The sequence below is a fragment of the Rathayibacter sp. PhB152 genome (genome assembly GCF_003751395.1).
GTDB lineage: Bacteria > Actinomycetota > Actinomycetes > Actinomycetales > Microbacteriaceae > Rathayibacter > Rathayibacter festucae.
The window spans coordinates 512,831-538,916 of sequence record NZ_RJUT01000003.1; the positions used below are offsets into that span (position 1 = coordinate 512,831).

Genomic DNA, 26,086 nt, shown 5'->3' on the forward strand with positions numbered 1-26,086 from the left:
ATGCTGGTCGAGTAGCCCCGCAGGGGCGTATCGAGACCCGGCATCGTCAGCAGGGTGGGTCTGCTGGCTCGACTTCCGGCGGTGGTGGATCTCGATACGCCCGCTGCGCGGGCTACTCGATCAGCGTGGGGCGCCGCCCGAGCCGCGGACGCTCTCCGCAACATCAGCTGAGAGTGGGCCTCGTCGCTCATCGGCGATGAGACGCGCTCTCAGCTGATGTTGCGCGGCCGAGACGCGGAAGCGGGGCCGGCGGGACTCCGCCGACCCCGCCTGCCGTGCGGTGGTTACTTCTGGGCGGTGCGCCTGCGCGCCGCGGTGAGCGCGAGTGCGCCCGCGCCGCCGGCGATCAGGGCGAAGGCCAGCGCGGCCAGCCCGGTCGTGCCCTCGGCGCCGGTGTGTGCGAGCGACGCACCGGGCTTCGCCGTGGGCTTGGGCGTCGCGGTCGGCGCCGGAGCGACGGGACCGGCCGTCGCGGTCGGCGCGACGGTGGGTACCACGGTCGGCGCCACAGTCGGCTCGACCGGCGGCGCGGTGGGCGAGGCCGTCGGCTCCGGGGTCGGCGCGGCGGCCAGCTCCGGGGTCGACGCCGGTGCGACGCGGTTCAGCGTCGCCTGCTCGTAGTCGTACGACATCGCGAGCAGTGCCGCGTCCTGGCTGCGCGGGGCGGCCAGCTCGAGGCCGGCGGCGGTCCCGGTCGAGGTGAAGCCCGCGGGCAGCGAGACCGTCGGGACGCCGGTGTTCGCGCCGACGTCGCAGAACGTCGTGCCCGCCCAGTCGGGGGTCGCCGCCGTCGCGCTGGTCGGCATGGCCAGGGCGTCGAGGTCGTTGTCGAGGAAGAACTTGTCCATCGCCAGCTTGCCCGCGTCCTGAGCCGCGATCGCCGCGTTGTAGGCGGGGTTCGGGATGTCCGCATTGCTGTTGAAGAAGTCGACGTCGCCGGGCAGCAGCGAGGTCTTCCCGTCCGCCATCACGTCCGAGAAGGTCAGCTCGTCGGCCGGCTCCGTCAGTCCGGCGAGGCCCTCGGGCCAGGTCGCGTCGGTGTCCGCGAAGAACGCGTCGATGCTCGGGCGCATGTCGAGGTAGCCGCCGCTGACGAGCGTCTCCGACACGAACTCACGGGTGAAGGTCGGCACCGGCACGATCTCGGCGCCCTGGGCGGCCAGGTCGCGGACGGCCTGGTCGACGAGACCGGTGGTCTCGGCGAGGCCCGGGCGGGCGGGGTCCTCCTCGTAGTCCCAGCGCACGTAGCCGATGCGCTTGCCCTCGAGCGCGGTGTCGCTGAGTCCCTCGACGTAGGTCGAGCTGTCCTGCTGGTCCGCGATGACGGTCAGCGGGTCGGTCGGGTCGTAGCCCGCCAGCACCTCCATCAGCAGGGCCGCGTCGGTGACGGTCGTGGTCATCGGGCCTGAGACGTCCTGGCGCGGCGACAGCGGGACGATGCCCGTGACGCTGGTCAGGCCCATGGTCGGCCGGTAGCCGACGAGGCTCTGGTGCGCGCTCGGTCCGACGATCGAGCCGCAGGTGTCGGTGCCGAGGCCCGCGGGGGCGTAGCCGGCGGCGACGGCCGCGCCGGTGCCTCCGCTCGAGCCGCTGGCGCTGTTCGCCTGGTTGTACGGGTTGTTCGTCCGGCCGCGCTCGGAGCTGAGCGTGTAGGTGCCGTGCCAGGCGAACTCCGCCATGTTGGTCTTCGCGAGGATGATCGCGCCGGCGTCGCGCAGGCGCTGCACGGCCGTCGAGTCGAGCTTCGTCTGGTACGTGTGCAGGGAGGCGCTGCCCGCGGTGGTGGGCATGTCGAACGTGGCGTAGTTGTCCTTCACCAGGATCGGGATGCCGTGCAGCGGCCCGCGGATCGTGCCGGCCGCGCGCTCGGCGTCGAGCTCGGCCGCAGTGGCGAGCGCGTCCGGGTTGGCCAGGATGACGGCGGCGAGTCCGGGCTGGTCGCCGTAGGGGTCGTCGTAGGCCGCGATGCGGTCGAGGTAGCGCTGGGTCAGGGCGACGGACGTCGTCGCGCCGGACTGCAGCAGCGCCAGGGCGTCGGTGATGCTCAGGTCGACGACCGCGGGGGCGGCCGCGTCGACGGGGGGAGTGGTCGCGCCGAGCGCCGCGGGGGCGGCGAGGGCGGTGCCGAGTGCGAGTCCGGTGCACAGGGCGGTGGCGGCGGAGAGTCGGACGACCCTCCGGAACGAGGGGGTGGTGGACAAGCGACAACCTTCGGATCGAGTGGGAGGGGGCTTGGAGCCTCCCCAGTCTCGGAGCAGGATGTTGCGCGGCTGTTTCGGCACGGAGACGATCGAGCACGCCCGATGTCCCCCTTCGCGGGGTGCGGAGGGAGCGCTCTCAGCGGGAGCAGTCGAGCAGGCCGTCGCCCTCGAGCCACACGGGCTGGATCCGCTTCATCCCCAGCCGCAGCTGCGCCACGTCCCCGCTCCAGCGCAGCTCGTAGTCGTCCGTGCTGAACGGCGTGTGGCCGTCGTCCGCGGAGTAGTCCTCCTGCCACTGGACGACCGCCGACCCCGGACGGAGCAGGCCGATCGCGCCGTCGCCCAGGAGGAGGAACGCGGACTCCCGCACGACGAGGCGGCAGCCCGAGTCGCTCGCGCCGGGGAGCACCTGGTAGGCGCTGAAAGCGAAGACGAGCGAGAAGAAGACGGAGCACACGACGCAGATCGCCAGGGCCAGACCGGCCACGCCCGAGACGACGCTCCGGGTCGTCGATGGAGTCCGCTGCGTCCACGGCAGGCAGATGCCGACGAGAACGGTGAGGCAGCCGCTCGCGAGCAGGACCAGCTCGATCCCGAGGATCGTCGGCACGACGTCGCCGAGGACGATCGTGCCCCACCACAGCGCCTCCCCCCGGTCGGCGCCGAGCAGCCCGTAGGTCGGCGCGATCGGCCCGAGGACGCCGAGGGCGACGACGACCACCAGCTGCACGACTCCCGCCGCCACGACCCGCTCGCCCGCGGGGAGTCTTCGATCAGCCGTCGGCACCGCTTCCGACGAGTTCGGCATCGTTCCCCTCCTCGTCGGGGCTGTTCTCTTCATCGGGCACATGGCTCAGGATGTCGCCGGGCTGGCAGTCGAGGACCGCGCAGATCGCGTCGAGGGTGGAGAAGCGGACGGCCTTGGCGCGGCCGTTCTTGAGGATCGAGATGTTCGCGGTGGTGATGCCGACCGCGGCGGCCAGGTCGGTCACCGACATCTTGCGCTTGGCGAGCTCGACGTCGAGGTGCAGGACGATCGCCATCAGACGACCTCGGCGAGCTCGCTGCGCTGCGCCACGGCGAGGTGCAGGAGGCGCCGCATCACCACGACGATCAGCGCGGTGGTCGCGCTCGCCACGGCGACGAGACCGAAGGCGAGGGCGGTGACGGGCGCGGGCACCGCGACGAGCGAGGCGACGGCGCCGATGACGGCGAGGACCGCGCCGGAGACGAAGGCGCCGATCGCGAGGTCGACCCAGAGGTCGGAGCGGTGGTCGCCGGCGAAGAGCGTGTCGTCGCGGACCAGGCTGAGCAGCCGCCAGACCGCGATCAGCACGGCCTCGACGCAGAGCAGCCCGGCGACCACGACCGCGACGAGGACCGCGTCGACCGGCCCGCCGTCGAGCGCCTCGCGGGCGACCGGGCCGACGGCGAGCTGCACGAGCAGGCAGCCGAGCAGCAGCACGAGCAGGAGGGTGCGGAGCGCGAGGAGGACGGGTCGGGGCATGCGGGGCTCCTGGGTCGTGAGGGGTGCGTGTCGAGAGGCGAGCATATCGAAGAACGTGCGTTTCCTATCGAAATTCGATACTGTCACCGTCATTGCAGGGCAGCAAGTGAAGGCGGGGGAACGGCGTGGGACGACGGGGACGAGCGCTCACGGGCGCGGCGGTACTTCTGACGGTCGCGATCGTCGCGACGGGCACGGGGCCGGCGGAGGGACTCGAGCTGGCGCTGTCGGCCGACGACTGCGTCGAGAGCGCGAGGGCGGACTGGCGGCCGGCGCCGCTCCTCGTGCGAGGGGAGCAGGCGGTCTTCGACGTCGAGGTCACCGCCCGCGAGGACTGCCCGGCGGAGCGCCTCGTCGCCGTCGCGGCCACGGCGTCCGAGGCGATCGACGCCGCGCTGGGCGCGGCTCCGGCGGGGCGGCGCTCGAGCGAGCTGGTGCTGCGGGTCGGCGACGACGTTCTGTCGATCGCGGATCCGCGGGAGCGCACGGCACCGGTCGAGGCCTGGGACGCCCTGCGCCGCGGCATCGACGGGAGCCTCTCGGTGCGGACGGTCGAGTCCTACCCCGTCCTCGCGATCGTCCTCGCCCCGACCAGTGCGGCGACCGCACTCGACGCGCTCGATCTCCTCCTCGAGCAGCGCTCCGCCCTCACGGAGGGCGACCTCGACTGGACGATCGAGCAGCCGGCGACCGACTCCCGCGGCGCCGCCGTGATCCGCGTGCAGGAGGGGCGCCCGGCCGACGAGATCGTGCGCCTCGCCCGCGAGATCGACGGCTCCTTCTCGGGGGTGCGGGACTCGACGGTCCACCTGAACGGCGCGGTGCTGAACGTCGCGTTGACCGGCGCACCCGGAACAGCCGCTCCGCGCTCGCTCCGCGACTCCGTCGTCTGGCCGCGGGTGCTCGGCACGATGACGGCGCTGACCGACCGGGGGAGCGGCTACGCGATCGGGGCCGAGATCGCGGCGGAGGCGGCCGACGGCTCCGGCCCGGTCGTCGACTCCTTCGCCTCGTCGTCGCTGCAGTGCGCGGCGACGCCCGGAGCGGGCGCGACGACGCGTGCCGCGTTCGAGCACCTGCGCACGTCGATCCGGCCCGCCCATCCCGGCGAGAGCTTCGCCTTCAACGGCCTGACGGCGCCGGACTGCCGGTGAGCCCCGCACAACATCAGCTGAGACGGGGGTCCCTCCCCCCACAGAGGAGGCCCACCCTTCTCAGCTGATGTTGTGCGGCGCCGCACTCAGTCCAGGTGCCGGAGGTACCGCTGCGGGTCGCCGAGGAAGCCGCGCCAGGTGCGCACGAGGTCCAGATCGTCGTACTCCGCGCGGCGGAGGCCCCACTCGCCGAGCTCGTAGAGGTCCGCGCCCGGCAGCGCCGCCAGCACCGGTGAGTGCGTGGACAGGATCACCTGCGAGCCGCCCGCGACCAGCGACCGCAGCTGCCCGATCAGCGCGAGGCAGCCCGAGACCGAGAGCGCCGACTCCGGCTCGTCGAGCAGCCACAGCCCGCGGATCCGGGAGCGGTTCACGACGATGTCGAGGAACGACTCGCCGTGGGAGCGCTCGTGGTAGTCCGCGTCGCCGAGGCCGATGTCCTCGAGGTAGGTGAAGAAGCCGTGCATCGTCTCCGCGCGGAGGAAGAAGCCGCGCTTCGAGGCGCCCGCCCCGCGCACGAGCTGCAGCTGCTGGGAGAGGTCGGACTCCGAGACGCGGGTCGAGTGCATCGCGCCGGTCGAGCCGCCCTCGGCGTTCAGCCCGTAGGCGAGCGCGATCGCCTCGAGCAGCGTCGACTTGCCGGAGCCGTTCTCACCGGTGACCACCGAGACGGGGCCGAGGTCCCAGCCCTCGTCGAGCACCTGGCGCACCGGCGGCAGGGTCGCGGGCCAGACGACGGACTCGAGCGCGGACGGGTGCTTCTGCACACGGCGCACGGGGAGGGAGGAGAACACCTGCACCCCCTCCGATCGCGACGACCCGGCCAGTCAAGCACGGGGCCGCGGGAGCCGGCGGCTCAGACCGCCCAGCCCGCCTCCGCCAGGGCGAGCGCCGCATCGGCGCGCGGCGAGTACGGAAGGTCCTGATCCAGCACCACGCGGTAGTCGGTGTCGCCGGGGCCGACCCAGAGGATCGAGTCGTCCGCCCCGGCCCGGCCGACGGCGGCGCGCACGGCCTGCGCGGGCTCGGCGATCTCCTGCACCTCGCAGCGACCGTCGCGGGCGCCGTCGAGGAGGGCGCGGCGGATCCGGGCCGGGTCCTCGAAGCGCGGGTGGTGGTCGGTCACGATCAGCAGGTCCGCGCGCTCGGCGGCGGCGCGGCCCATCGGCGCGCGCTTGCTCGGGTCGCGGTCGCCGTCCGCGCCGAGGATCACCAGCACCCGGCCCGGCGTGACCTCGCGGAGGGCGTCGACGGTGCGGGCGACGGAGTCGGGGGTGTGCGAGAAGTCGACGTAGAGGCGCGGGCCGGCCTCGCCGGAGACGAGCAGGGTGCGGCCGGGAACGGCGACGTCGATGCCGTCGGCGACAGCCCGGGCGAGCGCGTCGCGGTCGTGCCCGGCCGTCACGAGCATCACCAGCGCCAGCGCCGCGTTCGAGGCCATGTGTCGGCCGATCAGCGGGACGGAGGTGGTGAAGGCCCAGCCGTCGGGCGCGGTCAGGCGGAAGCGGGTCGCGTCGGCGCTCAGCGCGAGGACGTCCACGTGCCAGTCCGCCTCGGCGGTGGAGCCGACGGTGACGACCGGGACCTCCGCCTCCGCGGCGACCGTCCGCCCCTCCGGAGTGTCGACCACGACGACGCCGCGCCGGCTGCGGTCGGGGCGGAAGAGCCGCTGCTTGGCCCGGAGGTAGCTGCCGAGGTCGCCGAAGTCGTCCAGGTGGTCGTGGCTGAGGTTGGTGAAGCCCGCGACGTCGAAGACGAGGCCGTCGACCCGCGAGCGGATGAGGGCCTGCGCGCTGACCTCGATCGCGGCGGACTCGACGCCGTCCTCGCGCATCCGGGCGAGGAGCGCATGCAGCTCGGGCGCTTCGGGCGAGGTGAGCCGGCTGGCGACGACGGTGTCGCGGCTGCGGCGATCGGCGGTCGAGCTGAGGCCGGAGGGCACGCCGAGCCGGCGCAGCGCCGCGTCGAGCAGGTGCACGGTGCTGGTCTTGCCGTTGGTGCCGGTGACGCCGAGCAGCTGCGGCCGGTCGCGATCGGTGCCGTAGACGCGGGCCGCGATCGCGCCGAGGTCGGCCCGGGGATCCGCGGACACCAGCACCGGCAGGCCGCTCGCCCGCGCGGCCGCGAGTCCGGCCTCGTCGGTGAGCACGGCGACCGCTCCGGCCGCCGCGGCCTCGTCGGCGAAGTCCGCCCCGTGGCGGCGCCGGCCGGGCAGCGCGGCGAAGAGCGCGCCGGGGGAGATCTCGCGGTGCGCGAGGGTGACGCTGCGGATCAGGACGTCGCCGTCGCCGATCAGCGCGAGTCCGTCGATGAGCTCGCGCAGCGGGACACCCGCGACGCGGTGGGGTTCGAGGAATCGGAAGGTCGGCATGGGCCTGTCTCCTGGGAACGGACCGGTCCCGCGCGGAAGCGACCGCGCGGGACCGGAGGGGTCGTATTACTTCGCGGTGGGGCCGTAGAACGAGGTGATCTCGTCCAGCTCCATCTCGGCGGTGGTCTGGATGAGCTTCAGCAGCTCGGGGTCCAGCCCGGGCGAGAACTCCTCGAAGCGCTCCGGCGCGATCGTCGACGGCACGCCCTCGGGGGCCTGCTCGATCGCCGAGAGGTCGGTGCGGAAGTTCATCGCCTGGAAGAGGTACTGCGTCATCGTGCGCCTCTCGCCGGACTGCCCGCCAAGGCCCTCCTGCAGCGCGTTCGCGGCGGCCGGATCCGGCTCGTCCTGCTCGATGTCGGTGATGAGTCGCTGGACGTGGAAGTACACCATTGCCTCCAGAAGGATCGTCGGTGCTCCCACCCTCCGCCGCGCTCCGGGCGTTTGCAGAGCCCCTTGCCACGGAGGGGGTGCGCGTGCGACCGGGCGGGGGCTCGCCCCGGTCCGCCGCTCTGTGTCAGGCTCGAGAGATGACCGAGCAGACGCGCACGACTCCGCGACCGGTCGACTCCAGGGCGCTCGCGAGCGCGGGCGCCGCGGTGCTCGGCGCGCTGCTGGTCGGCGTCCCGCTGCTCGCGTCGGCGCTCGCCGTCGTCGCGATCGTGCTCGCGCTCGGTGCGCGCGACCGGCTGCGCGCGGACGAGACGCTCCGCGGCGCACGAGTCAGCCTCGTCGGCTTCGTGCTGGGGCTCGGGGTGCTCGCCGTGGCGTTCGGCCCGCTGGTGCTCGGGTGGGTGCTCGGGCTCTTCGCCTGAGGCCCGCGGCTACCGCCTGAGGTCCGCGACTACCGCTGCGCGAACGCCTCCCGGTACAGGCTCGTCAGCTCGGGGGAGTCGGCCGCGCTCAGCCCGCAGGTGAGGATCGTGTCGCCGTCGGCGGCGATCAGGTAGTCGACGCCGCGCTCGAAGACGATCGGGGCGCCGTCGACGGCCGACTCCGCCGACTGGGTGACCGTCACCGCGTCGCCGACGTCGCCGGCGAACCGGTCGATCACGCGCAGGATGACGGTGCCGTCGTCGATCGAGGCGACCTCGGCGCGGAAGGCGAGCTGCGACGGCGCGAGCGCCTCGGCGGTGACGGGGGCGCACATGTCCATCGGCCCACCGGTCGCGGGCAGCCGCAGCGCGGAGGCGGATCCGCCGGTGGTGACGCCGAGGGCGAAGGGGAGCAGGAGCGATGCGGCGGCGCCCACCGCGAGCGCGCCGACCCCGACGATCAGCCAGGGGGAGCGGCGGCGGCGGACGGCGGCGGGGTCGGAGTCGTGGGGGGCGGGCTCGGTGCCCGGCCCGCCCGTCGCCTGCCCGCTCAGCGCCTGCCCGCCCGACGCCTGCCCGCCCGTCGCCTGCCCGCCCATCGCCCGCTCCCGGTGCTCGGCGAGCTGCGCGCGGGTGAGCGGGGCGAGCCCCTCCGCCGGGTCGGTCGAGCGCACCAGCCGGCGCAGCTCCGAGTCCTCGATCGCGGTCATCGTGCTCCTCCTTCTGAGGTCGTCGGGTCCTGGGCGGCGCGGCTCTCGTAGAGCTCCGCGAAGCGCTGGCGGGCGCGGTGCAGCCGGATCGAGGCGGCGTTCGGCGTGATCCCGAGGACCTCGCCGATCCCGCGGGCGTCGAGCTCCTCCCACGACCAGAGCCGCAGCAGCTCGGCGTCGGACTCGCGCAGCCGCGAGAGCACGAAGCGCACGGCGTCGTCGGTGGCGGACGGCCCGTCCGGGTCGCGCACCTCCTGCGGCGGGTCGACGACGGCGATGCGGTGCGTGAGCAGGACCTGGCGCCGCTGCATCCGGCGCGCGTTCTGCAGCTGCAGCCGGGCGACGCCGATCGACCAGGCGATCGGGTCGTCCTCCGGCACGTCGGCGACGCGGCGCCAGAGCACGGCGAGGGTGGCGGCGAGCACGTCGTCGGCCGTGGCCTCGTCGGTGCGGCGCCAGAGGTAGCGGCGGACGGGGTCGGCGACCACGCCGGCGAGCGCGGCGAAGCGGTCGGGACCCGCGAGGGGAGCTGGCATGTGCCTCATGCTCCCTCCTGTCCGGCACGCCCGCCGTTCTTTCACCGGCGCGCCGACCCGGCTCCCGGCTGCGTCACGGCGAGGGCGGCGCCGCCCGCTCGGCGCACCTCCGGCTCGCGGTTCCGGCTCCGGCACGTGGTTCTGCGGAGTTCCCGCGTGCCGGAGTGGTTCCCGCGTGCCGGAGGTGCTCCTTCGTCCGCGCCGAGTACCTTCGGCTCGCGGTTCCGGCTTCGGCTCGTGGTTCTGCGGGGTTCCCGCGTGCCGGAGCCGTTGCCGCGTGCCGGGGGTGCTCCTTCGTCCGCGCCGAGTACCTTCGGCTCGCGATTCCCGTTCGGGCTCGTGGTTCTGCGGGGTTCCTGCGTGCCGGAGCCGGTTCCGCGAGCCGGAGGTCCGCCAGCGGCCGCCCCGCCCAACTCCGGCTCGCGATTCCGGTTCGGGCTCGTGGTTCTGCGGGGTTCCTGCGTGCCGGAGCCGATTCCGCGAGCCGGAGGTCCGCCAGCGGCCGCCCCGCCCAACTTCGGCTCGCGATTCCGGTTCCGGCTCGTGGTTCTGCGGGGTTCCCGCGTGCCGGAGCCGATTCCGCGTGCCGGGGGTCCGCCAGGCCGCCGCCGCCAGCCCGCCCGCCGCCGCCCGCCCGCCCGCCGCCGCCCGCCCGCCGCCTCGCTACTCTGAAGCGCCCCCATCCCCCTTCCCGCCGAGGAGCCCCATGCCCATCTGGTCCCTGCACGGCGACGGCCGCACCGTCGCGCCCGGAGCCGTCGTCGGCCCCGCCGAGCGGCTCAACTGGCCCGCGACCGTCGCGATCGGGATCCAGCACGTCGTCGCCATGTTCGGCGCGACCTTCCTCGTGCCCGTGCTCACCGGCTTCCCCGTCGCCACGACCCTTCTCTTCTCCGGCGTCGGCACGCTGCTGTTCCTCCTGATCACCCGCAACAAGCTGCCCAGCTACCTCGGCTCGAGCTTCGCCTTCATCGCCCCGGTCACCGCGGCGACGGCGGTCGGCGGGACGGGATCGGCGCTCGCCGGAGTCGTCGCCGTCGGCGTGCTGCTCGCGCTCGTCGGCTTCGTCGTGCAGTTCGCCGGCCTCGGCTGGATCGACCGCCTGATGCCCCCGGTCGTCTCCGGCGCCATCGTGGCGCTGATCGGCTTCAACCTCGCCCCGACCGCCTGGTCGAGCTTCCAGCAGGCGCCGGTCACCGCGACGGTCACGCTCGCCGCGATCATCCTCGGCAGCGTCTTCTTCCGCGGCTTCCTCGGCCGCGTCTCGATCTTCGTCGGCGTCGTCATCGGGTACGTCGTCGCGCTGATCCGCCAGGAGATCGACTACTCCGCCGTCGCCGACGCCGCCTGGGTCGGCCTGCCGCCGTTCAGCTTCCCCGACTTCGCGTCCGGATCCACGTGGTCCGGCATCGCGATGTTCCTGCCCGTCGTGCTCGTGCTCATCGCCGAGAACGTCGGCCACGTCCGCGGCGTCGCCACGATGACCGACTCCTCGGTCAACCAGCACACCGGCCGCGCCCTGATCGCGGACGGCATCGCGACCACCGTCTCCGGCGCGTTCGGCGGCTCGGGCACCACCACCTACGGCGAGAACATCGGCGTGATGGCCGCGACCCGCGTCTACTCCACCGCCGCCTACTGGGTGGCCGGCGTCACCGCCGTGCTGCTCAGCCTCTCGCCCAAGGTCGGCGCCGTCTTCAACTCGATCCCCGCGGGGGTCCTGGGCGGTGCGACCACCGCGCTCTACGGCCTCATCGGCGTGATCGGCATCAAGATCTGGATCGACAACCGCGTCGACTTCTCCCGCCCGGTGAACCAGTACACGGCCGCCGTCTCCCTCGTCATCGCGATCGCCGGCTTCTCCTTCAGCTCCGGCGGCTTCGAGCTCGGCGGCATCGTCCTCGGCGCGGCCGCGGCCCTCGTGATCTACCACCTCGGCAACGCCGTCGCCCGCTGGCGCCGCACCGGCGCCGACGACGGCGGCCCGCTGCCCCCCATCGGCCAGCTCGGCGGCGACCCGCAGCACTGACCCGCGAGGCCCCCCGCCCATCCGTCACGAACGGTCGTCCTCCGCGCCGGCGCACGACCGTTCGCGCCGGATCGCGGGCGCCGGTCGTCCCGATTCGACACTTTCTGCTGGTCCCGCAGGCTCAGAACCGCAGAAGGTGCCGAACCGCGCGCCGGATCAGCCGGAGACCTGCGCCGGCGCGCTGGTGAGCGCGGGTCTCGATACGCCGCTGCGCGGCTACTCGACCAGCATGGGGGTGCCGCTGCGCGGCTCTTCCATCAGCACGGGGGTGCCGCTGCGCGGCGCTTGGATCAGCATGCTCTCGTCGCCCGGCGACCCGCGCGGCGGCGCTTCTTGTTGATCGAGTAGCCCTCGGAGAGGGCGTATCGAGCGGAGGGGGCGCCTTCGGCGCCAGCGCAGGGCGGGGAAGAGACCGGCCTCCATGCGGTGGTGGGTCTCGATACGCCCCTGCGGGGCTACTCGACCAGCATGACTGCGGGCGTCTCTTCCAAGTAGATCCGGCGTGGCACGGGCGGGGGCATGGGGCCAGCGCGCTGGCGGGCGTGGGTCTCGATACGCCGCTGCGCGGCTACTCGACCAGCATGGGGTGCCGCTTCGCGGCTACTCGGCCAGCAGGGGAGCGCGGCTGCGCGGGCGGCAGCGCGCACCCGCGGTCAGGCCTCCACGGCGCGGAGGGCGAGCTTCGCGTAGAGGTCCTCGAGGAGGAGGCGGGTGTCGAGGTGGGTGTAGACGCGGAGGTCCGGGCCGTCGCCGGTGCGGGGGCCGTACTGGCCGTCGGGGGTGATCGAGGGGCGGGGGACCCGCGCCGTGCGGCTGGAGGAGGCGTCGGGCTCGAAGGCGGAGAGCAGGGCGGTCGCGAGGACGAGCGGGCTGTCACCGAGGGCGTAGGTCTCGCCGAAGCTGAGGCCGTGCGCGGCGCCCATCCGGAAGACGCCGTCGAGGGCGTCGAAGAGGTGCCGGCCGAGCTCGCCGGCGGTGCGCATCCGCACGCGCAGCTCGGCGACGGAGGCCAGCGGCTGCCGGTAGGCGTCGCGCGGGAACTGCTCGATCGGCAGCGAGGACGCGAAGACCTCGGCGGCGGCGGGCACGTCGATCAGCAGGTTGTACTCGATCAGCATCGCGCCGGGCGGAGGGACGGCCAGGCCCGGGTGCTCGGGTCCGCCGATCCAGACCAGGGTCATCCTGGCGGCGATCGACGGCTCGAGGCGCAGCGCAGCCGCCACCTCCGTCAGGCCGGCGCCCGCGCAGAGGTACAGCGGCCGCGGGTCGTCCCGCAGCGCCTCCGCCACGATCGCACGCGCCGCCTCCGACACATCGGCATCCGGAGCGTTCGACCCCGCCACCACCGGCACGTCCGGGCGCCCGCAGAGCGCGAGCACCTCGCGCGCCGCCGCGGCCGCGTTGTCCGCGGTCCGGTCGGAGGGATCGAACGGGTCGCCCGGCCGCAGCCGCGAGCCGACGACCAGCGCCAGCTCGACCGACTCCGACAGCGCGTGCTGCGCGAGCTGCACCAGCCCGTCCGGGTCGCCGGAGTAGTCGTTGTCCGAGATCACCCGCACCCGCGGCGGCACCCCGCCCGCGACCCCGCCGACGGCGCCGCCAGCGCCCCCGCTCACGACACCACCCGCGTCAGCCGCACGGCCATGAACTGCCGCGCCGGCAGCTCCACCCGGAACGACCCGGAGAACACCCCCGGCACCCGCGAGACCGTCATCCCCCAGGTGTCGATCACCTCCACGATCCAGGAGTCGGAGGGGTCGCGCACGATCTGCCGGAACCGCGGCCGGTTGAAGCCGAAGTAGACCAGCTGCACGCCGCCGCCCCCGCCCCAGGGCGCGTCCCAGTCCGAGGGCAGCGGGTCGATCCGCCCGTCCGGCATCTCGGCGGTGATGCGCCGCAGGAAGGCGATCCGCGCCGGGCTGTCGCCGACGAGCTCGCCGCCCTTCGACCACCACAGCTCCTCGCGGTCGTTGAGGTACGTCTCGCCGTGGCCGACGTAGCCGCCGCGGACCGCCCCCTCCCAGAAGCGCCGGACCATCTCCTCACCGGTGATGTTGCCCCAGCCCTGGTCGATGTCGCCCTCGTAGGCGCACTCGTCGATCACGACCGGCTTGCCCCACTGCTCGCGCCAGGCGTCGGTGTTCTCGGCGGTGCGGTACACGTCGATCCGCTGCACGCTCGCGTGCGTGATCCACGGCCGGGAGTAGTCGTAGAAGCCGAAGCAGTTGTGGATCGAGAGCAGGTGGCCCACCGGGTCCTCGGCGACGACGAGCGCGGCGAGGCGCTCCCAGTCGTCGACGCTCTTCGACCAGAGCAGGTCGTACTCGTTGGCGAGCGACCACCAGACGTTCGGCGAGGCGGCCAGGCGCCGGACCACGTAACGCGTGACGAGGTCGTCGGCCGCGCGGCCCATGTCCGAGAAGCCCCAGCGGTCGTAGGCGTGGAAGAGGATCACGTCGGCCTGGATGCCGAGCGCGTCGAGATCCGCGACCCGCTCCTCCAGCCGGCGGAAGAACGCGGGCACCGGCCGGTCGAAGTCCCAGCCGTCGCCGTCGCGCTCGAACGGGTACAGCTCCGGCTCGTTCGTGTTGTACAGGTAGGCCTTCGGGAAGACGCAGTGCCGCACCTTGGTGAACGGCGCGTCCGCGAGCGTCGCGAGGGTCGCCTCCTGCAGCGCCTCGCTCTGGTGCGTCCAGGCGTAGGCGGTCGTGCCGAGCGGCAGGTGCCGGGTGCCGTCCTCGTGCGCGAAGTGGAAGGTGTCGGCGACCCGCACCGGCCCGTGCGCGCCGGGCAGGGCGGCCTCGACGGTCACGGAGGCGGTGAGCCCGTCGAGCGAGCGCGCGGTGGAGGCTGTGGTCACGCTCCAGACCCCGGCGGCAGGAGGCAGGAACCGGACCCGGTACACCCCGTCGCCGTCGTAGAAGCCACCGGCCCGCACCGTCTCGTCGCCGAGCGAGAACTCCGCCGAGAACTCGACGTCCACGAACGGATTGCCGTGCGAGGGCCCGTCGACGACGACCTCGGCCGGCGCCCACACGGTGCCCGGAGCGACCGGTCGCACCACCGCGGACGCGACAGCCACGTCCTCGCCCTCGTAGTCCGTGCGCGGCAGCACGGCCACCCGCTCCGGACGCGGCGCCGCGACCCCGGAGTCGTCGACCGCGTCGAGCGCTGCCCAGAACGAGGCCTCTCGCTCGGGATCCGCCTTCAGCAGCGGATCCATCCCGACGACCAGCCCGACGGGCGCGGAGCGCAGCTGCACCAGCAGCGGCGAGTTGACGACACCCGGGACGAAGCGGCGCACGACGTCGCCCGCCTCCGCGTGGTCGAGGACGGCGGCCAGGGTCGATTCGCGGGAGAAGCCCACGGTCACACCTCCACGGTGGTCAGGGTCTGCACGGTGCGCCGGAACTCGGACTGCATGTCGAGGGCGTCGCGCTGCAGCAGCCACTGCACCTGCAGCCCGTCCATGGTCGCGATGACGCGGATCGCGGCGCTGCGCGGATCCACGCCCGGCACGAGCTGCCCGCGGGTCAGCATGTCGCCGAACGCGCCGGTGAACAGGTCGACGATGAAGCGGTAGCGGTTCGCGAAGTACGCGTGCGCCGGGTGGTCGGCGTGGGTCGCCTCCGCCGAGAGCACGCACTGCAGCTCGACGAGGCCGGGGATCTCGGTGTTGTAGGCGACCAGGTCGATCAGCGCGCGGACGGTGTCGATCCCGGGCACGGCGTCGCCGCTGGGCACCCGGACGATCGAGTGGTCGTCGCGGAGGGTGAGCACCGCGGAGAGCAGCTCCCACTTGTTGGCGAAGTGGTGCAGCACGCCGGCCTGGCTGAGCCCGACCTTCTCGGCGATCTCGCGCAGCGATGCGGCGTGGTAGCCGCTCGCGGAGAAGACCTCCAGGCCCGCGGCCACGATCTCGGCGCGCCGGGCGGCGGTCTTGGCGTACTGCCCGCGCGGTCGCCGCGGGGGAGAGGTGGGGAGTGCCATGAAGTGCCTCCAGGCGCATCGTTGCGAGGGGGCACGGAGCCTCCGGTGCGAGAAACCTAACCCTTTGAGGTTTCTTAGTCAAAAACCCAGGGCGGATTCGGCTTTCGGAGACGCCCCCGTCAGAGCGCAGTTCCAGAGGCGGTCCCGGATGTGAACGGTCACGAGAATCACGAAAACCTAACGGCCCGAAGTTTTTCTCTCAAAAACCTAGGGGTCGTCTGTTTTTCGTGTTAGCTTCCTCGGCACCGGTTCATGGGAGAACCGGGAGAACCTGGAGACCGAAGATGTTCCGATGGAAGAGGCTGGCGGCCGCTGCGATCGCCGTCACCACGATGGTCGGCCTGACCAGCTGCGCGGCCGACTCCGGCGGCGGCGCCTCCGGCGGCTCGAGCGAGACGCTCACGCTCGGCGCGATCCAGACCCTGTCGACGTTCGCCGCGGCGGACTCGTACTGGGCCAACGAGTCGCCCTACATGCAGGCCGTCTACGACAGCGTGCTGCGGGCCGAGCCCGACGGCACCATCACCGAGGGCCTCGCCTCCGAGTGGACCTACAACGAGGACAACACCGTCCTCACCCTGAAGATCCGCGACGGCGTGACCTTCTCCGACGGATCGACGCTCGACGCCGACGCCGTCGCGCAGAACCTGATCCGCTTCCGCGACGGCAACTCGCCCGACACGAACAAGATGGCCGACCTCGCCGACGCGGTCGCGACCGACGCCTCGACCGTCACGGTGACCCTCAAGCAGGCCAACCCGACGTTCCTCTTCTACCTGACCCAGAACGCCGGCCTCGTCGAGGCGCCCTCCGCCTTCGAGTCCGCCGACATCCAGACCGTCCCGGTCGGCTCCGGCCCCTACGAGCTCGACGCGGCCAAGACCGTCATCGGCACCTCCTACGCCTTCACCAAGCGCGACGGCTACTGGGACGAGGACTCGGTCCACTACGACAACCTGAACATCAACGTCTACAGCGACTCCACCGCTCTGGTGAACGCGATCAAGGGCGGTCAGGTCAACGCGGCCAACACGGTCGACAACAACGACCTCAAGGAGATCGAGGCGTCGGGCTTCACCGTCAACGCCTTCGAGCTCAACTGGACCGGTCTGCTGCTGCTCGACCGCGACGGCACCATCGCGCCGGCCCTGAAGGACGTCCGCGTCCGCCAGGCCATCAACTACGCGTTCGACAAGGAGTCGCTGCTGAAGGCCATCGGCCAGGGCTACGGCACCCCGACCACGCAGATCTTCCCGACCTCCTCCGAGGGCTACGACGAGTCGCTCGACGACGACTACCCCTACGACCCCGAGAAGGCCAAGGAGCTGCTCACCGAGGCCGGCTACCCGGACGGCTTCGAGCTGAACATGCCCTCGAGCTCGCTCGTCGGCTCCTCGACCTTCACGCTGATCCAGCAGCAGCTCTCCGAGGTCGGCATCACCGTCACCTACACCGACGCCGGCAACAACTTCATCGCCGACGTCCTCGCCCCGAAGTACGCCGCGACCTGGCTCACGCTGCAGCAGGACCCCGACTGGGCCCTGATCAACTTCGAGCTCAGCCCCAACGCGATCTTCAACCCCTTCAAGAACGCCGACCCCGAGCTCGAGACGCTGATCGAGGCCGTCCGCACCGCGGACGAGTCCGGCTACGCCGCCGCCGTCCAGGCCGTCAACGCCTACACGGTCGAGAACGCCTGGTTCGCCCCCTGGTACCGCCAGCAGTCGAGCTTCGTGACCGACGCGAACACCAAGGTCGAGACCCAGACGGGCAACGCCTACCCGTACCTCTGGAACATCACCCCGGCCTGATCCGGATCGGCGGGCGGGTCGGCTCCGGTCGACCCGCCCGCTCCCTCTTCTCCGCGAGTCACCGATCCGCTGATCAGGCCCGCGCCCTCCTCCGTTCGAAGGACCACTGATGACCAGGTTCATCCTGCGACGCGTCGTCTCGGGGATCATCCTCGTGGTGCTGATCTCCGTCGTCGCCTACGCACTCCTCTATCTCGGCGGCGGCGACATCGCCCGCCGCATCCTCGGGCAGAACGCGACGCCGGAGGCGGTCGCCCAGCGCGCCGCGCAGCTCGGCCTCGACCAGCCGATCTGGTCGCAGTACCTCGGCTGGCTCGGCCACGCCGTCACCGGCGACCTCGGCAGCTCCTGGTTCACCGGGCAGGCGGTCACCACCGCCATCTCCACCCGCGTCACCGTCACGCTCTCCCTGGTCATCGGCGCCACGATCATCTCCGCGATCGTCGCGGTCGTGCTCGGCGTCTGGGCCGCGGTCCGCCGCGGCTGGGCCGACAAGCTCGTGCAGCTGGTGTCGATCCTCGGCTTCGCGATCCCCGGCTTCCTCATCGCGCTGGGCCTCGTCACCGTCTTCGCGATCAACCTCCGCTGGTTCAAGCCCACCGGCTACGTCAACCTCACCGACTCGTTCTCGGGCTGGATCGCCACGGTCACCCTGCCGATCATCGCCCTCGCGATCGGCGGCATCGCCGGCGTCGCCCAGCAGGTCCGCGGCTCGGTCATCGACGCGCTCCGCCAGGACTACGTCCGGACCCTGCGCTCGCGCGGCCTCCCGGCCAACCGGATCGTCTTCCAGCACGTGCTGCGGAACGCCGGCGGCCCCGCGCTCGCCGTCCTCGCCGTGCAGTTCATCGGCCTCCTCGGCGGCGCCGTCATCGTCGAGCAGATCTTCGCGATCCCCGGTCTCGGCCAGGTCGCGGTCACCGCGACCACCCAGGGCGACATCCCGCTGGTGATGGGCCTCGTGCTCGTCACCGCGATCATCGTCGTCATCGTCAACCTGCTCATCGACCTGCTCCAGGGCTGGCTCAACCCGAAGGTGCGACTCTCATGACCGCCACGACTCCGCTGCCCGCCAGCACCCCGTCGGTCGGAGTGGAGGAGCGCGCCGCCCGCACGCACCTCTTCCGCCGCCTGCTGCACAACCCGGTCGGGCTCGTCTCGCTGGTCTTCCTCGCGATCGTCGTCCTCTCCGGGATCTTCGCGCCGCTGCTCGCCCCGGCCGACCCGAACCGCGCCTCGCTGCAGGACGTGCTCGCCGAGCCCGGCGCCGCGCACCTGCTCGGCGCCGACAGCGCCGGCCGCGACGTCCTCTCGCGACTGCTCTTCGGCACCCAGTTCAGCCTCGCCGGCGCCCTGGTCGCGCTCGCGGTCGCCGTCGTGATCGGCGTCACCAGCGGACTGCTGGCCGGCTACTTCGGCGGCTGGTTCGACTCCGTCTCGGCCTGGACCTCCGGCCTCGTGATGGCGCTGCCCGGCTTCGTCGTCCTGCTGGCGGCCCGCGCCGTCATCGGCCCGTCGATGTGGCTCTCGATGGCCATCTTCGGCGTGCTGCTCTCGCCGGCCTTCCACCGCCTGGTCTACGCCTCCGTCACCGCGGTGCGCGGCGAGCTCTTCGTCGACGCGGCCCGGGTCTCCGGACTCAGCAACGGCCGGATCATCGCCCGGCACATCCTCACCGTCGTCCGCGCTCCCGTCATCATCCAGGCCTCGCTGGTCGCCGGCATCGCGATCGCGATCCAGGCGGGACTGGAGTTCCTCGGCCTCGGCGACCTGTCGATCCCCACCTGGGGCTCGATGCTCAACGACGGCTTCTCCAACGTCTTCAACGCCCCGATCCTGATGCTCTGGCCGAGCCTCGCGATCGCGCTCACCTCCATCGCGCTGACCCTGCTGGGCAACGCGATGCGCGACGAGCTCGAGCGCAGCGCCTCCGGAGCCAAGCGCTCGAAGAAGCGCAAGTCGGCCTCGGCGCCCGCGACGGTGCCGACCAGCCTCTCCACCATCGGCATCCAGACGATGCTCGACGAGGACGCCGCGGCGCCCAAGACCGTCGTGCACGAGGAGGAGGCCGGCGCCCGCAGTGCCGAGGAGATCCTCCGCGTCACGAACCTCTCGGTCGGCTACGGCCAGAACGACGGCTCGGTGAAGACGGTCGTCCACGACGTCTCGCTCGCGGTCCGCCGCGGCGAGATCCACGGCCTGATCGGCGAGTCCGGCTCGGGCAAGACGCAGACCGCGTGGTCGGTGCTGCGCCTGCTGCCCGAGGGCGGCCGGATCACCGGCGGCTCGATCGTCTTCGACGGCAAGGACCTCGCGCACCTGTCGGAGAAGGAGATGACCAAGCTCCGCGGCAAGCGCATCGCGTACATCCCGCAGGAGCCGATGTCGAACCTCGACCCGTCCTTCACCATCGGCACGCAGCTCGTGCAGCCGATGCGGATCTGCCTCGGCCTCTCCAAGGCGGCGGCGAAGGAGCGGGCGCTCGGCCTGCTCGCCCGGGTCGGCATCCCCAACCCGCAGCGCACCTTCGACGCCTACCCGCACGAGGTCTCCGGCGGCATGGCCCAGCGCGTGCTGATCGCCGGCGCCGTCTCCTGCGACCCCGACCTGCTGATCGCCGACGAGCCGACCACCGCGCTCGACGTCACGGTGCAGGCCGAGGTGCTCGATCTGCTCCGCGAGCTGCAGTCGGAGCTGAACATGGGCATGATCCTCGTCACGCACAACTTCGGCGTCGTCGCCGACCTGTGCGACCGCGTCTCGGTCATGCGCGACGGCCGGATCGTCGAGACCGGGCCCGTGCGCTCGATCTTCGCCGACCCGCGTCACCCCTACACCCGCGCCCTGTTCGACGCGATCCTCGAGGAGGGGCCCGCCCGCGGTCCGCTCGTCGCCACCACCGCCGTGAAGGAGTCGAGCCGATGAGCGCCGCACCCGCCGCACCCTCCGAGCTGCTGCTGGACGTCAAGGACGTCGTCGTCGAGTACCCGGGCAAGGGCTTCCGTGCCAAGCCGTTCCAGGCGCTGAAGGGCGTCTCGCTCGACATCCGCCCCGGCGAGACGGTCGGCCTGGTCGGCGAGTCCGGCTCGGGCAAGACCACGCTCGGCCGCGCGGTGCTGGGGCTCGCCCCGGTCACCGGCGGCGAGATCCTCTACAACGGGCGCGACATCGCGCACCTCGACCGGCGCCAGCGCCGCGGGCTCTCCTCCGAGATCCAGGTCGTCTTCCAGGACCCTTACACCTCGCTCAACCCGTCGCTGACGATCGAGCAGATCCTGGTCGAGCCGCTCACCGTGCGGAAGGTCGACGCGAAGGTCGCCTCGACGCGGGTGCGCGAGCTGCTCGACCAGGTCGGGCTGCCGCAGTCCGCGGCCGACCGCCTGCCGCGCGAGTTCTCCGGCGGTCAGCGCCAGCGGATCGCGATCGCCCGGGCGCTCGCCCTCGAGCCGCGGCTGATCGTCTGCGACGAGCCCGTCTCGGCGCTGGACCTCTCCACCCAGGCGCGCGTCCTCGACCTCTTCACCGAGATCCAGGAGCGCACCGGAGTCGCGTACCTCTTCGTCTCGCACGACCTCGCCGTCGTGCGGCACCTCTCGCACCGCGTCGCCGTGATGTACCACGGCGAGATCGTGGAGTGGGGCGACGGCGACCAGGTCACCTCCCGCCCGGAGCACGCCTACACCCAGCGCCTCTTCCTGGCCGCCCCGGTCGCCGACCCGGTCCGCCAGGCCACCCGCCGCGAGGAGCGCCGCGCCTTCGTGGCCGCCCACCCCTGACGCCCGCCCACGCCCGCCCCCTGGACGCGCCCCCGTCCCTCCCCTTCCCGCGAGATGCCACTTATGAGCGCGACACGCCGCGCGATCGCGTCATAAGTGGCATCTCGCGGAGGGGGGTCGGGCGGGGTGCACCGTCAGAAACCCACTACTGCTAGGTTTTGAGGGACGACGACGTCGCCTCCCGAGAGAGAAAGAGTCACCGTGACCGACACCTCCACTGCTCCCCGCATCCCGGCCGAGGGACCCGACGCCGACGCCCTGCTCACCGAGCTGATCGGGCGCCTCGACCTCGAGGAGAAGGTGCAGCTGCTCACCGGCCGCGACTTCTGGACCACCTGGCCGATCGAGAGGATCGGCCTGCGCCGCATGCTCGTCTCCGACGGCCCGTCGGGTGTCCGCGGTGAGGTCTGGGACGAGCGCTCGCCCTCGCTCAACCTGCCCTCCGCCACCGCGCTGTCCTCCTCCTGGGACCGCTCGATCGCCCGCCGCTACGGCGCCGCCGCCGCGGTCGAGGCGCGCCGCAAGGACGTCGACGTCGTCCTCGGCCCGACCATCAACCTGCACCGCTCCCCGCTCGGCGGCCGCCACTTCGAGGGCTTCAGCGAGGACCCGGTGCTCACGGCCGATCTCGCCGCCGCCTACGTGGCCGGCGTGCAGGAGAACGGCGTCGGCGCCACTCCCAAGCACTACATCGCCAACGACTCCGAGACCGACCGCTTCACCGTCGACGTCCGGGTCGGCGACCGCGCCCTCCGCGAGCTCTACCTGCTCGCCTTCGAGCGCGCGATCGTCGAGACCCGCGCCTGGCTCGTGATGAGCTCCTACAACTCGATCAACGGCACCACCGCCACCGAGAGCGACCTGCTGGAGACCCCGCTGAACAGCGAGTGGGGCTTCGACGGCGTCGTCATCAGCGACTGGACCGCGGTCCGCACCGTCGACAGCGCCCGCGCGGCGCAGGACCTCGTGATGCCCGGCCCCGACGGCCCGTGGGGCGCGGCGCTGGTCGCCGCCGTCCGCGACGGCTCGATCGAGGAGTCCGTCGTCGACCGCAAGGTCCGCCGCATCCTCCGCCTCGCCGCCCGCGTCGGCGCACTCGAGGGCTTCGCGCCCGCCGTCGCCGAGCCGGTCCTCGTCGAGGACGGCCGCGCCTTCGCCCGCGAGGCCGCCGCGGCCGGCAGCGTCCTGCTGCGCAACGAGGGCGAGCTGCCCTGGGACGCCTCGGCGCTCACCTCCGTCGCCGTGATCGGCCACAACGCCCGCGAGGCGCGCACCCAGGGCGGCGGATCCGCGACGGTCCTGCCCGAGAAGGTCGTCACTCCGCTCGACGGCGTCCGCGCCGCCCTGCCGCAGGCCCGCGTCGACTACGCGCTCGGCGCGGTCGTGCAGGACGGCGTCGCCCCGCTCGTCCTCGAGACGATCACCAACCCGGTCACCGGCGAGCCCGGCCAGCGCGTCCGCTTCCTCGCGGAGGACGGCGCGGAGCTGTTCGTCGAGGACCGCCGCGCCACCTCGCTGGTCTGGTTCGGCGGCACCGCCCCGATCGCCGCGTCGGCCCGCGTCGAGTTCTCGACGATCCTCACCCTGGCCGCCGACGCGACCGTCCGCCTGGGCTTCGCCGTCGCCGGCACTGCCCGCGTCTACGTCGACGGCGCGCTCTTCCTCGAGGAGACCCTCGCCGCCGTCGGCTCCGACCTCGGCGCCGCGCTGCTCGCGCCGCCGTCGGTCTCCGCGCCGCTGACCGTCACGGCCGGCACTCCCGTCGACATCCGGATCGAGTACGACATCGTGCACGCCGAGGGCGACCTCGAGGGCGCGCTCGGCTTCACCTACGGCCTCGAGCCCGACGCCACCCCCGCCGACGAGCTGATCGCGGAGGCAGTGGCGCTCGCCCGCGACGCCGACGTCGCCCTCGTGGTCGTCGGCACCAACTCCGCGGTCGAGTCCGAGGGCTACGACCGCAGCTCGCTCGACCTGCCCGGCCAGCAGGACGCGCTCGTGCGCGCCGTGGCCGCCGTCAACCCGCGCACCGTCGTGGTCGTCAACGCCGGCGCCCCCGTCCTGCTGCCGTGGCGCGACGAGGTCGCGGCCGTGCTGGTCGGCTACTTCGGCGGCCAGGAGATGGGCGACGCGGTCGCCGACGTCCTGCTCGGCCGCGTCGAGCCCGGCGGACGCCTGCCCACCACCTGGCCGGTCGCGATCGAGGACGTCCCCGTCCTCTCCACGCTGCCGACCGACGGCGAGCTGCACTACGACGAGGGCATCCACATCGGCTACCGCGCCTGGCTGCGCAGCGAGGTCGAGCCGGCCTACGTCTTCGGCCACGGCCTCGGCTACACCTCGTTCGAGCTCGTCTCGGTCGGGGCGCCCGAGCCCGTCCGCGGCGGCGAGGACGTCGCGCTCCTCGTCGACGTCGTGAACACCGGCGAGCGTGCCGGCAAGGTCGTGCTGCAGGCCTACGCCGAGCGCCGCGACTCCGCCGTCGAGCGCCCGGTGCGCTGGCTCGTCGGCTTCAAGAGCGCGACGCTCGAGGCGGGCGCGAGCGCGCAGATCGCCGTGACCGTGCCGACCCGCCTGCTCGCCACCTGGAACGACGGCTGGGAGTACGAGGCCGGAGCGTTCACGATCCGCCTCGGCACCTCGCTCGAGGACGTCCCGCTGGTGACCGAGCTGGAGCTGCGCGCATGAGCGCGGCTGTCGTGCCGGGTGGAGTCGCGCAGGGCGGGGTCGGCGCGCCCTTCCCCAACCCGCTGATCCCCGGCTTCAACCCCGACCCCAGCGTCGTCCGCGTCGACGGCGTCTTCTACCTGGTCACCTCGACGTTCGAGTACCTGCCCGGCATCCCCGTGTACCGCAGCACCGACTTCGAGACCTGGGAGCGCGTCGGCAACGTCGCGACCCGCGCCGAGCAGATCGGTGTGGAGGAGGTGCCCACCGGCCTCGGCGTCTGGGCGCCGACGATCCGCCACCACGACGGCCTCTTCCACGTGATCGTCTCGGTCCCCGCGGGAGTCGGCACCGTCGTCTTCACCGCGACCGACCCGGCCGGCGAGTGGAGCGACGGCACCGTCCTGACCGACGCCGACGGCGGTCCGCTGCAGGGCATCGACCCGGACCTCGCCTGGGACGAGGACGGCACCGCGTACGTCACCTACTCCGGCCTGATCCTGAGCGGCGAGGAGGCCGGCGCGCACCTCGGCATCCAGCAGGTGCGGGTCGACCTCGCGGCCGGCCGCATCCTGGAGGAGCCGCGCTCGCTCTGGTCGGGCACCGGCGGCGGCTTCCCGGAGGCGCCGCACCTGTACCGGCGCTCGGTCGACGGCCGGGACGTCTGGTACCTCCTCATCGCCGAGGGCGGCACGGAGCGCGGCCACGGCGTCTCGATCGCCCGGAGCGACGCCCCGACCGGCCCGTTCGAGACCGCGCCCGGCAACCCGTTCCTCACCGCCCGCGGCACCACCCGCCCGGTGCAGAACACCGGCCACGGCGACCTGGTGGAGGGCCCCGACGGCTCGACGCTGATCGTCCTGCTCGGTGTCCGCCCGCGCGGGGCGACCCGCGCCTTCTCGGCGCTCGGCCGCGAGACCTTCGTCACCCGGGTGACCTGGGTGGACGGCTGGCCGGTCGCCGAGCCCGTCGCGCTCTCGCCGCGCGGTCCGCTGCGCGACGACGTCGACTTCTCCGGGCCGCTCGACGCGGGCTGGATCGGCGTGCGCCGCCTCCCGACCGCGCTCGCGACCGTCGAGGACGGCCGGCTGTCGCTGCTGGGGGAGGGGCGCACCCTGCGCCACCCGCAGCCCACGTTCATCGGCCGCCGCCAGCTCACCCAGACCATGCAGGCCTCGGTCGTCGCCGACGTCTCGGCCGGCGTCGGCGGGCTCGCCGTCCGCTACGACGAGACGACCTTCGCGTCCGTCGAGGCGGAGTCCACCGGCTCCGGCACGCGCATCACCGCCCGCGCCGTGATCCCCTCCTTCGAGCAGGAGTGGACCGCCGAGCTGCCCGAGGGACCGGTGACGCTGATGCTCGAGTCCGAGCGCGACGGCGGCGTCGGCTTCGGCCCCGGCCAGATGACGAGCGACTTCCTCGTCCTCCGCGCGGAGGCCGGCGGCGTCTCCCGCACCCTCGCCCGCATCGACGGCCGCTCCTTCACCGCCGAGACCGCCACCTCCTTCACCGGCCGCGTCCTCGGCCTCTACGCGACGACCGGCACGCCGACGTTCACCGCCTACCGCTACGCCGGCACCGACGACTGACCCGCGGGTCTCGATACGCCGCTGCGCGGCTGCTCGACCAGCATGATGCGGAGCGGTCCGCGCCTCATGTCGATCGAGTAGCCCGCGGAGCGGGCGTCTCGAGGTCCACCGCCCGCTCCCGGGTTGTACCACGTCTGCGTCCAGCCGCAACCACCTGAACTCCCAGGTGGCTCGCCTCTACCGTCGAGGGAGGCGACCGCAGCAGCGGCCTGCCGCACACCGAGTGAGACATCAAGGAGCACTACCGTGTCGCAGATCATCGAGACCGTCGACGTCAACGTCCCCGTGTCCGTCGCGTACAACCAGTGGACCCAGTTCGAGGAGTTCCCCAAGTTCCTCGACGAGGTCGAGTCCATCCAGCAGGTCACCGACGTCCTCACCGTCTGGAAGGTGAAGGTCGGCCCCGTCGAGCGCGAGTTCGAGGCCAACATCACCGAGCAGCACCCCGACGAGCGCGTCGCCTGGAACAGCACCGGCGGCGAGACCGACCACGCCGGCGTCGTCACCTTCCACAAGCTCTCGGACACCGAGACCCGCGTCACCGTGCAGCTCGACTGGGAGCCCGAGGGCTTCCTCGAGACCGTCGGCTCGCTCGTCGGCGCCGGCAGCCACGCGGTCAAGAAGGATCTCAAGAACTTCAAGGAGTACATCGAGTCCAAGGGCTCGCCGGACGGCGCCTGGCGCGGCGACGTCGAGGCCTGAGCCCGATGTCGGACGACAGCACCCCGGACACCGGCACTCCTGAGGACGGCGGCCTCGGCACCGAGGGCACCATCCCCGACTCCGAGGACGGGATCGCCCTGGGCGTCTCGGGCGACTCGCACTTCAACCCCGAGGAGGACGCCCCGAGCGACTCCGAGGGCGAGGCCGACGAGAAGTAGCAGAACGATGTGAAGGGCCGGAGGCGGTGACGCCCCCGGCCCTTCGTCG

General features: G+C 72.8%; 23 protein-coding genes and 1 pseudogene. 12 read left to right on the forward strand and 12 right to left on the reverse strand.

The window, feature by feature from the left end:
- Positions 1-284: 284 nt before the first annotated feature.
- The 4 genes from EDF36_RS09260 to EDF36_RS09275 all read right to left on the reverse strand — a co-directional run bounded on the left by EDF36_RS09260 (position 285) and on the right by EDF36_RS09275 (position 3,708).
- On the reverse strand, positions 285-2,201 hold the full coding sequence (locus EDF36_RS09260) for an amidase (protein ID WP_123732767.1): 1,917 nt from the start codon (positions 2,199-2,201) through the stop codon (positions 285-287).
- 136 nt (positions 2,202-2,337) lie between these two features.
- On the reverse strand, positions 2,338-3,009 hold the full coding sequence (locus tag EDF36_RS09265; protein ID WP_148060010.1) for a hypothetical protein: 672 nt from the start codon (positions 3,007-3,009) through the stop codon (positions 2,338-2,340).
- On the reverse strand, positions 2,975-3,244 hold the full coding sequence (locus EDF36_RS09270) for a helix-turn-helix transcriptional regulator (protein ID WP_123732769.1): 270 nt from the start codon (positions 3,242-3,244) through the stop codon (positions 2,975-2,977). The genes EDF36_RS09265 and EDF36_RS09270 overlap by 35 nt, the downstream gene beginning before the upstream one ends.
- Positions 3,244-3,708: a DUF2975 domain-containing protein gene (locus EDF36_RS09275; protein WP_185020424.1), complete on the reverse strand. Its 465-nt coding sequence runs from the start codon at positions 3,706-3,708 to the stop codon at positions 3,244-3,246. Before EDF36_RS09275 ends, EDF36_RS09270 begins: the two co-directional genes overlap by 1 nt.
- Before the next feature lie 125 nt (positions 3,709-3,833).
- Between EDF36_RS09275 and EDF36_RS09280 the strand changes: the two genes are divergently transcribed.
- Positions 3,834-4,862 (forward strand): hypothetical protein, encoded by a 1,029-nt coding sequence (locus EDF36_RS09280; protein ID WP_123732771.1) that lies wholly within the window; start codon positions 3,834-3,836, stop codon positions 4,860-4,862.
- Positions 4,863-4,948: 86 nt separating this feature from the next.
- Here EDF36_RS09280 and EDF36_RS09285 read toward each other — a convergent pair whose 3' ends face one another.
- The 3 genes and pseudogenes from EDF36_RS09285 to EDF36_RS21240 all read right to left on the reverse strand — a co-directional run.
- Positions 4,949-5,662, reverse strand: coding sequence for an AAA family ATPase (locus EDF36_RS09285; RefSeq protein WP_260300643.1), 714 nt, complete (start codon positions 5,660-5,662; stop codon positions 4,949-4,951).
- A gap of 56 nt (positions 5,663-5,718) precedes the next feature.
- Positions 5,719-7,233, reverse strand: coding sequence for a Mur ligase family protein (locus EDF36_RS09290; protein WP_123732772.1), 1,515 nt, complete (start codon positions 7,231-7,233; stop codon positions 5,719-5,721).
- Between the two features lie 240 nt (positions 7,234-7,473).
- A pseudogene (locus EDF36_RS21240) lies at positions 7,474-7,623 on the reverse strand (manganese catalase family protein); the annotation flags it as partial.
- A gap of 140 nt (positions 7,624-7,763) precedes the next feature.
- On the opposite strand from EDF36_RS21240, the gene EDF36_RS09300 reads away from it, so the two are divergent.
- On the forward strand, positions 7,764-8,048 hold the full coding sequence (locus EDF36_RS09300; protein ID WP_123732773.1) for a hypothetical protein: 285 nt from the start codon (positions 7,764-7,766) through the stop codon (positions 8,046-8,048).
- Between the two features lie 29 nt (positions 8,049-8,077).
- On the opposite strand, the gene EDF36_RS21245 is transcribed toward EDF36_RS09300, so the two are convergent.
- Positions 8,078-8,758: a hypothetical protein gene (locus tag EDF36_RS21245; protein ID WP_185020425.1), complete on the reverse strand. Its 681-nt coding sequence runs from the start codon at positions 8,756-8,758 to the stop codon at positions 8,078-8,080.
- Positions 8,755-9,294: an RNA polymerase sigma factor gene (locus EDF36_RS09315; RefSeq protein WP_123446682.1), complete on the reverse strand. Its 540-nt coding sequence runs from the start codon at positions 9,292-9,294 to the stop codon at positions 8,755-8,757. Before EDF36_RS09315 ends, EDF36_RS21245 begins: the two co-directional genes overlap by 4 nt.
- 706 nt (positions 9,295-10,000) lie before the next feature.
- Between EDF36_RS09315 and EDF36_RS09320 the strand changes: the two genes are divergently transcribed.
- Together EDF36_RS09320 and EDF36_RS20900 are read left to right on the forward strand one after the other, a co-directional pair.
- Positions 10,001-11,323 (forward strand): uracil-xanthine permease family protein, encoded by a 1,323-nt coding sequence (locus EDF36_RS09320; protein ID WP_123446681.1) that lies wholly within the window; start codon positions 10,001-10,003, stop codon positions 11,321-11,323.
- Between the two features lie 136 nt (positions 11,324-11,459).
- Positions 11,460-11,663, forward strand: a complete 204-nt coding sequence (locus EDF36_RS20900) for a hypothetical protein (RefSeq protein ID WP_148060011.1) — start codon at positions 11,460-11,462, stop codon at positions 11,661-11,663.
- A gap of 313 nt (positions 11,664-11,976) precedes the next feature.
- On the opposite strand, the gene EDF36_RS09325 is transcribed toward EDF36_RS20900, so the two are convergent.
- From EDF36_RS09325 to EDF36_RS09335, 3 genes are read right to left on the reverse strand one after another with little or no spacing between them, the layout of a single operon-like run.
- A complete protein-coding gene (locus tag EDF36_RS09325; RefSeq protein ID WP_221181631.1) occupies positions 11,977-12,939 on the reverse strand; it encodes a nucleoside hydrolase in 963 nt (320 codons plus the stop codon).
- A complete protein-coding gene (locus EDF36_RS09330; RefSeq protein WP_185020426.1) occupies positions 12,936-14,690 on the reverse strand; it encodes a DUF5605 domain-containing protein in 1,755 nt (584 codons plus the stop codon). Before EDF36_RS09330 ends, EDF36_RS09325 begins: the two co-directional genes overlap by 4 nt.
- 2 nt (positions 14,691-14,692) lie before the next feature.
- Complete coding sequence (locus tag EDF36_RS09335) at positions 14,693-15,313, reverse strand: TetR/AcrR family transcriptional regulator (protein ID WP_123732776.1); 621 nt, start codon at positions 15,311-15,313, stop codon at positions 14,693-14,695.
- A gap of 284 nt (positions 15,314-15,597) precedes the next feature.
- On the opposite strand from EDF36_RS09335, the gene EDF36_RS09340 reads away from it, so the two are divergent.
- From EDF36_RS09340 to EDF36_RS21250, 8 genes are all read left to right on the forward strand, one after another.
- Entirely contained in the window at positions 15,598-17,124 is a 1,527-nt protein-coding gene (locus EDF36_RS09340; RefSeq protein ID WP_123732777.1) for an ABC transporter substrate-binding protein, read from the forward strand.
- 109 nt (positions 17,125-17,233) lie between these two features.
- Positions 17,234-18,175 carry an ABC transporter permease gene (locus EDF36_RS09345; RefSeq protein ID WP_123705420.1) on the forward strand — a complete coding sequence of 314 codons (942 nt, stop codon included), beginning with the start codon at positions 17,234-17,236 and terminating at the stop codon, positions 18,173-18,175.
- The gene (locus tag EDF36_RS09350; protein ID WP_123705419.1) at positions 18,172-20,049 is read left to right on the forward strand and encodes a dipeptide/oligopeptide/nickel ABC transporter permease/ATP-binding protein; all 1,878 of its coding nucleotides are present in this window, start codon (positions 18,172-18,174) and stop codon (positions 20,047-20,049) included. Before EDF36_RS09345 ends, EDF36_RS09350 begins: the two co-directional genes overlap by 4 nt.
- The gene (locus tag EDF36_RS09355) at positions 20,046-20,900 is read left to right on the forward strand and encodes an ABC transporter ATP-binding protein (protein ID WP_123446674.1); all 855 of its coding nucleotides are present in this window, start codon (positions 20,046-20,048) and stop codon (positions 20,898-20,900) included. Before EDF36_RS09350 ends, EDF36_RS09355 begins: the two co-directional genes overlap by 4 nt.
- Positions 20,901-21,101: 201 nt before the next feature.
- On the forward strand, positions 21,102-23,588 hold the full coding sequence (locus EDF36_RS09360) for a glycoside hydrolase family 3 protein (RefSeq protein ID WP_221181632.1): 2,487 nt from the start codon (positions 21,102-21,104) through the stop codon (positions 23,586-23,588).
- Positions 23,585-25,156 carry a glycoside hydrolase family 43 protein gene (locus tag EDF36_RS09365; RefSeq protein ID WP_123732778.1) on the forward strand — a complete coding sequence of 524 codons (1,572 nt, stop codon included), beginning with the start codon at positions 23,585-23,587 and terminating at the stop codon, positions 25,154-25,156. The genes EDF36_RS09360 and EDF36_RS09365 overlap by 4 nt, the downstream gene beginning before the upstream one ends.
- Positions 25,157-25,402: 246 nt before the next feature.
- On the forward strand, positions 25,403-25,858 hold the full coding sequence (locus tag EDF36_RS09370) for an SRPBCC family protein (protein WP_123446671.1): 456 nt from the start codon (positions 25,403-25,405) through the stop codon (positions 25,856-25,858).
- 5 nt (positions 25,859-25,863) lie between these two features.
- A complete protein-coding gene (locus EDF36_RS21250; RefSeq protein WP_164874539.1) occupies positions 25,864-26,037 on the forward strand; it encodes a hypothetical protein in 174 nt (57 codons plus the stop codon).
- Positions 26,038-26,086: the final 49 nt, after the last annotated feature.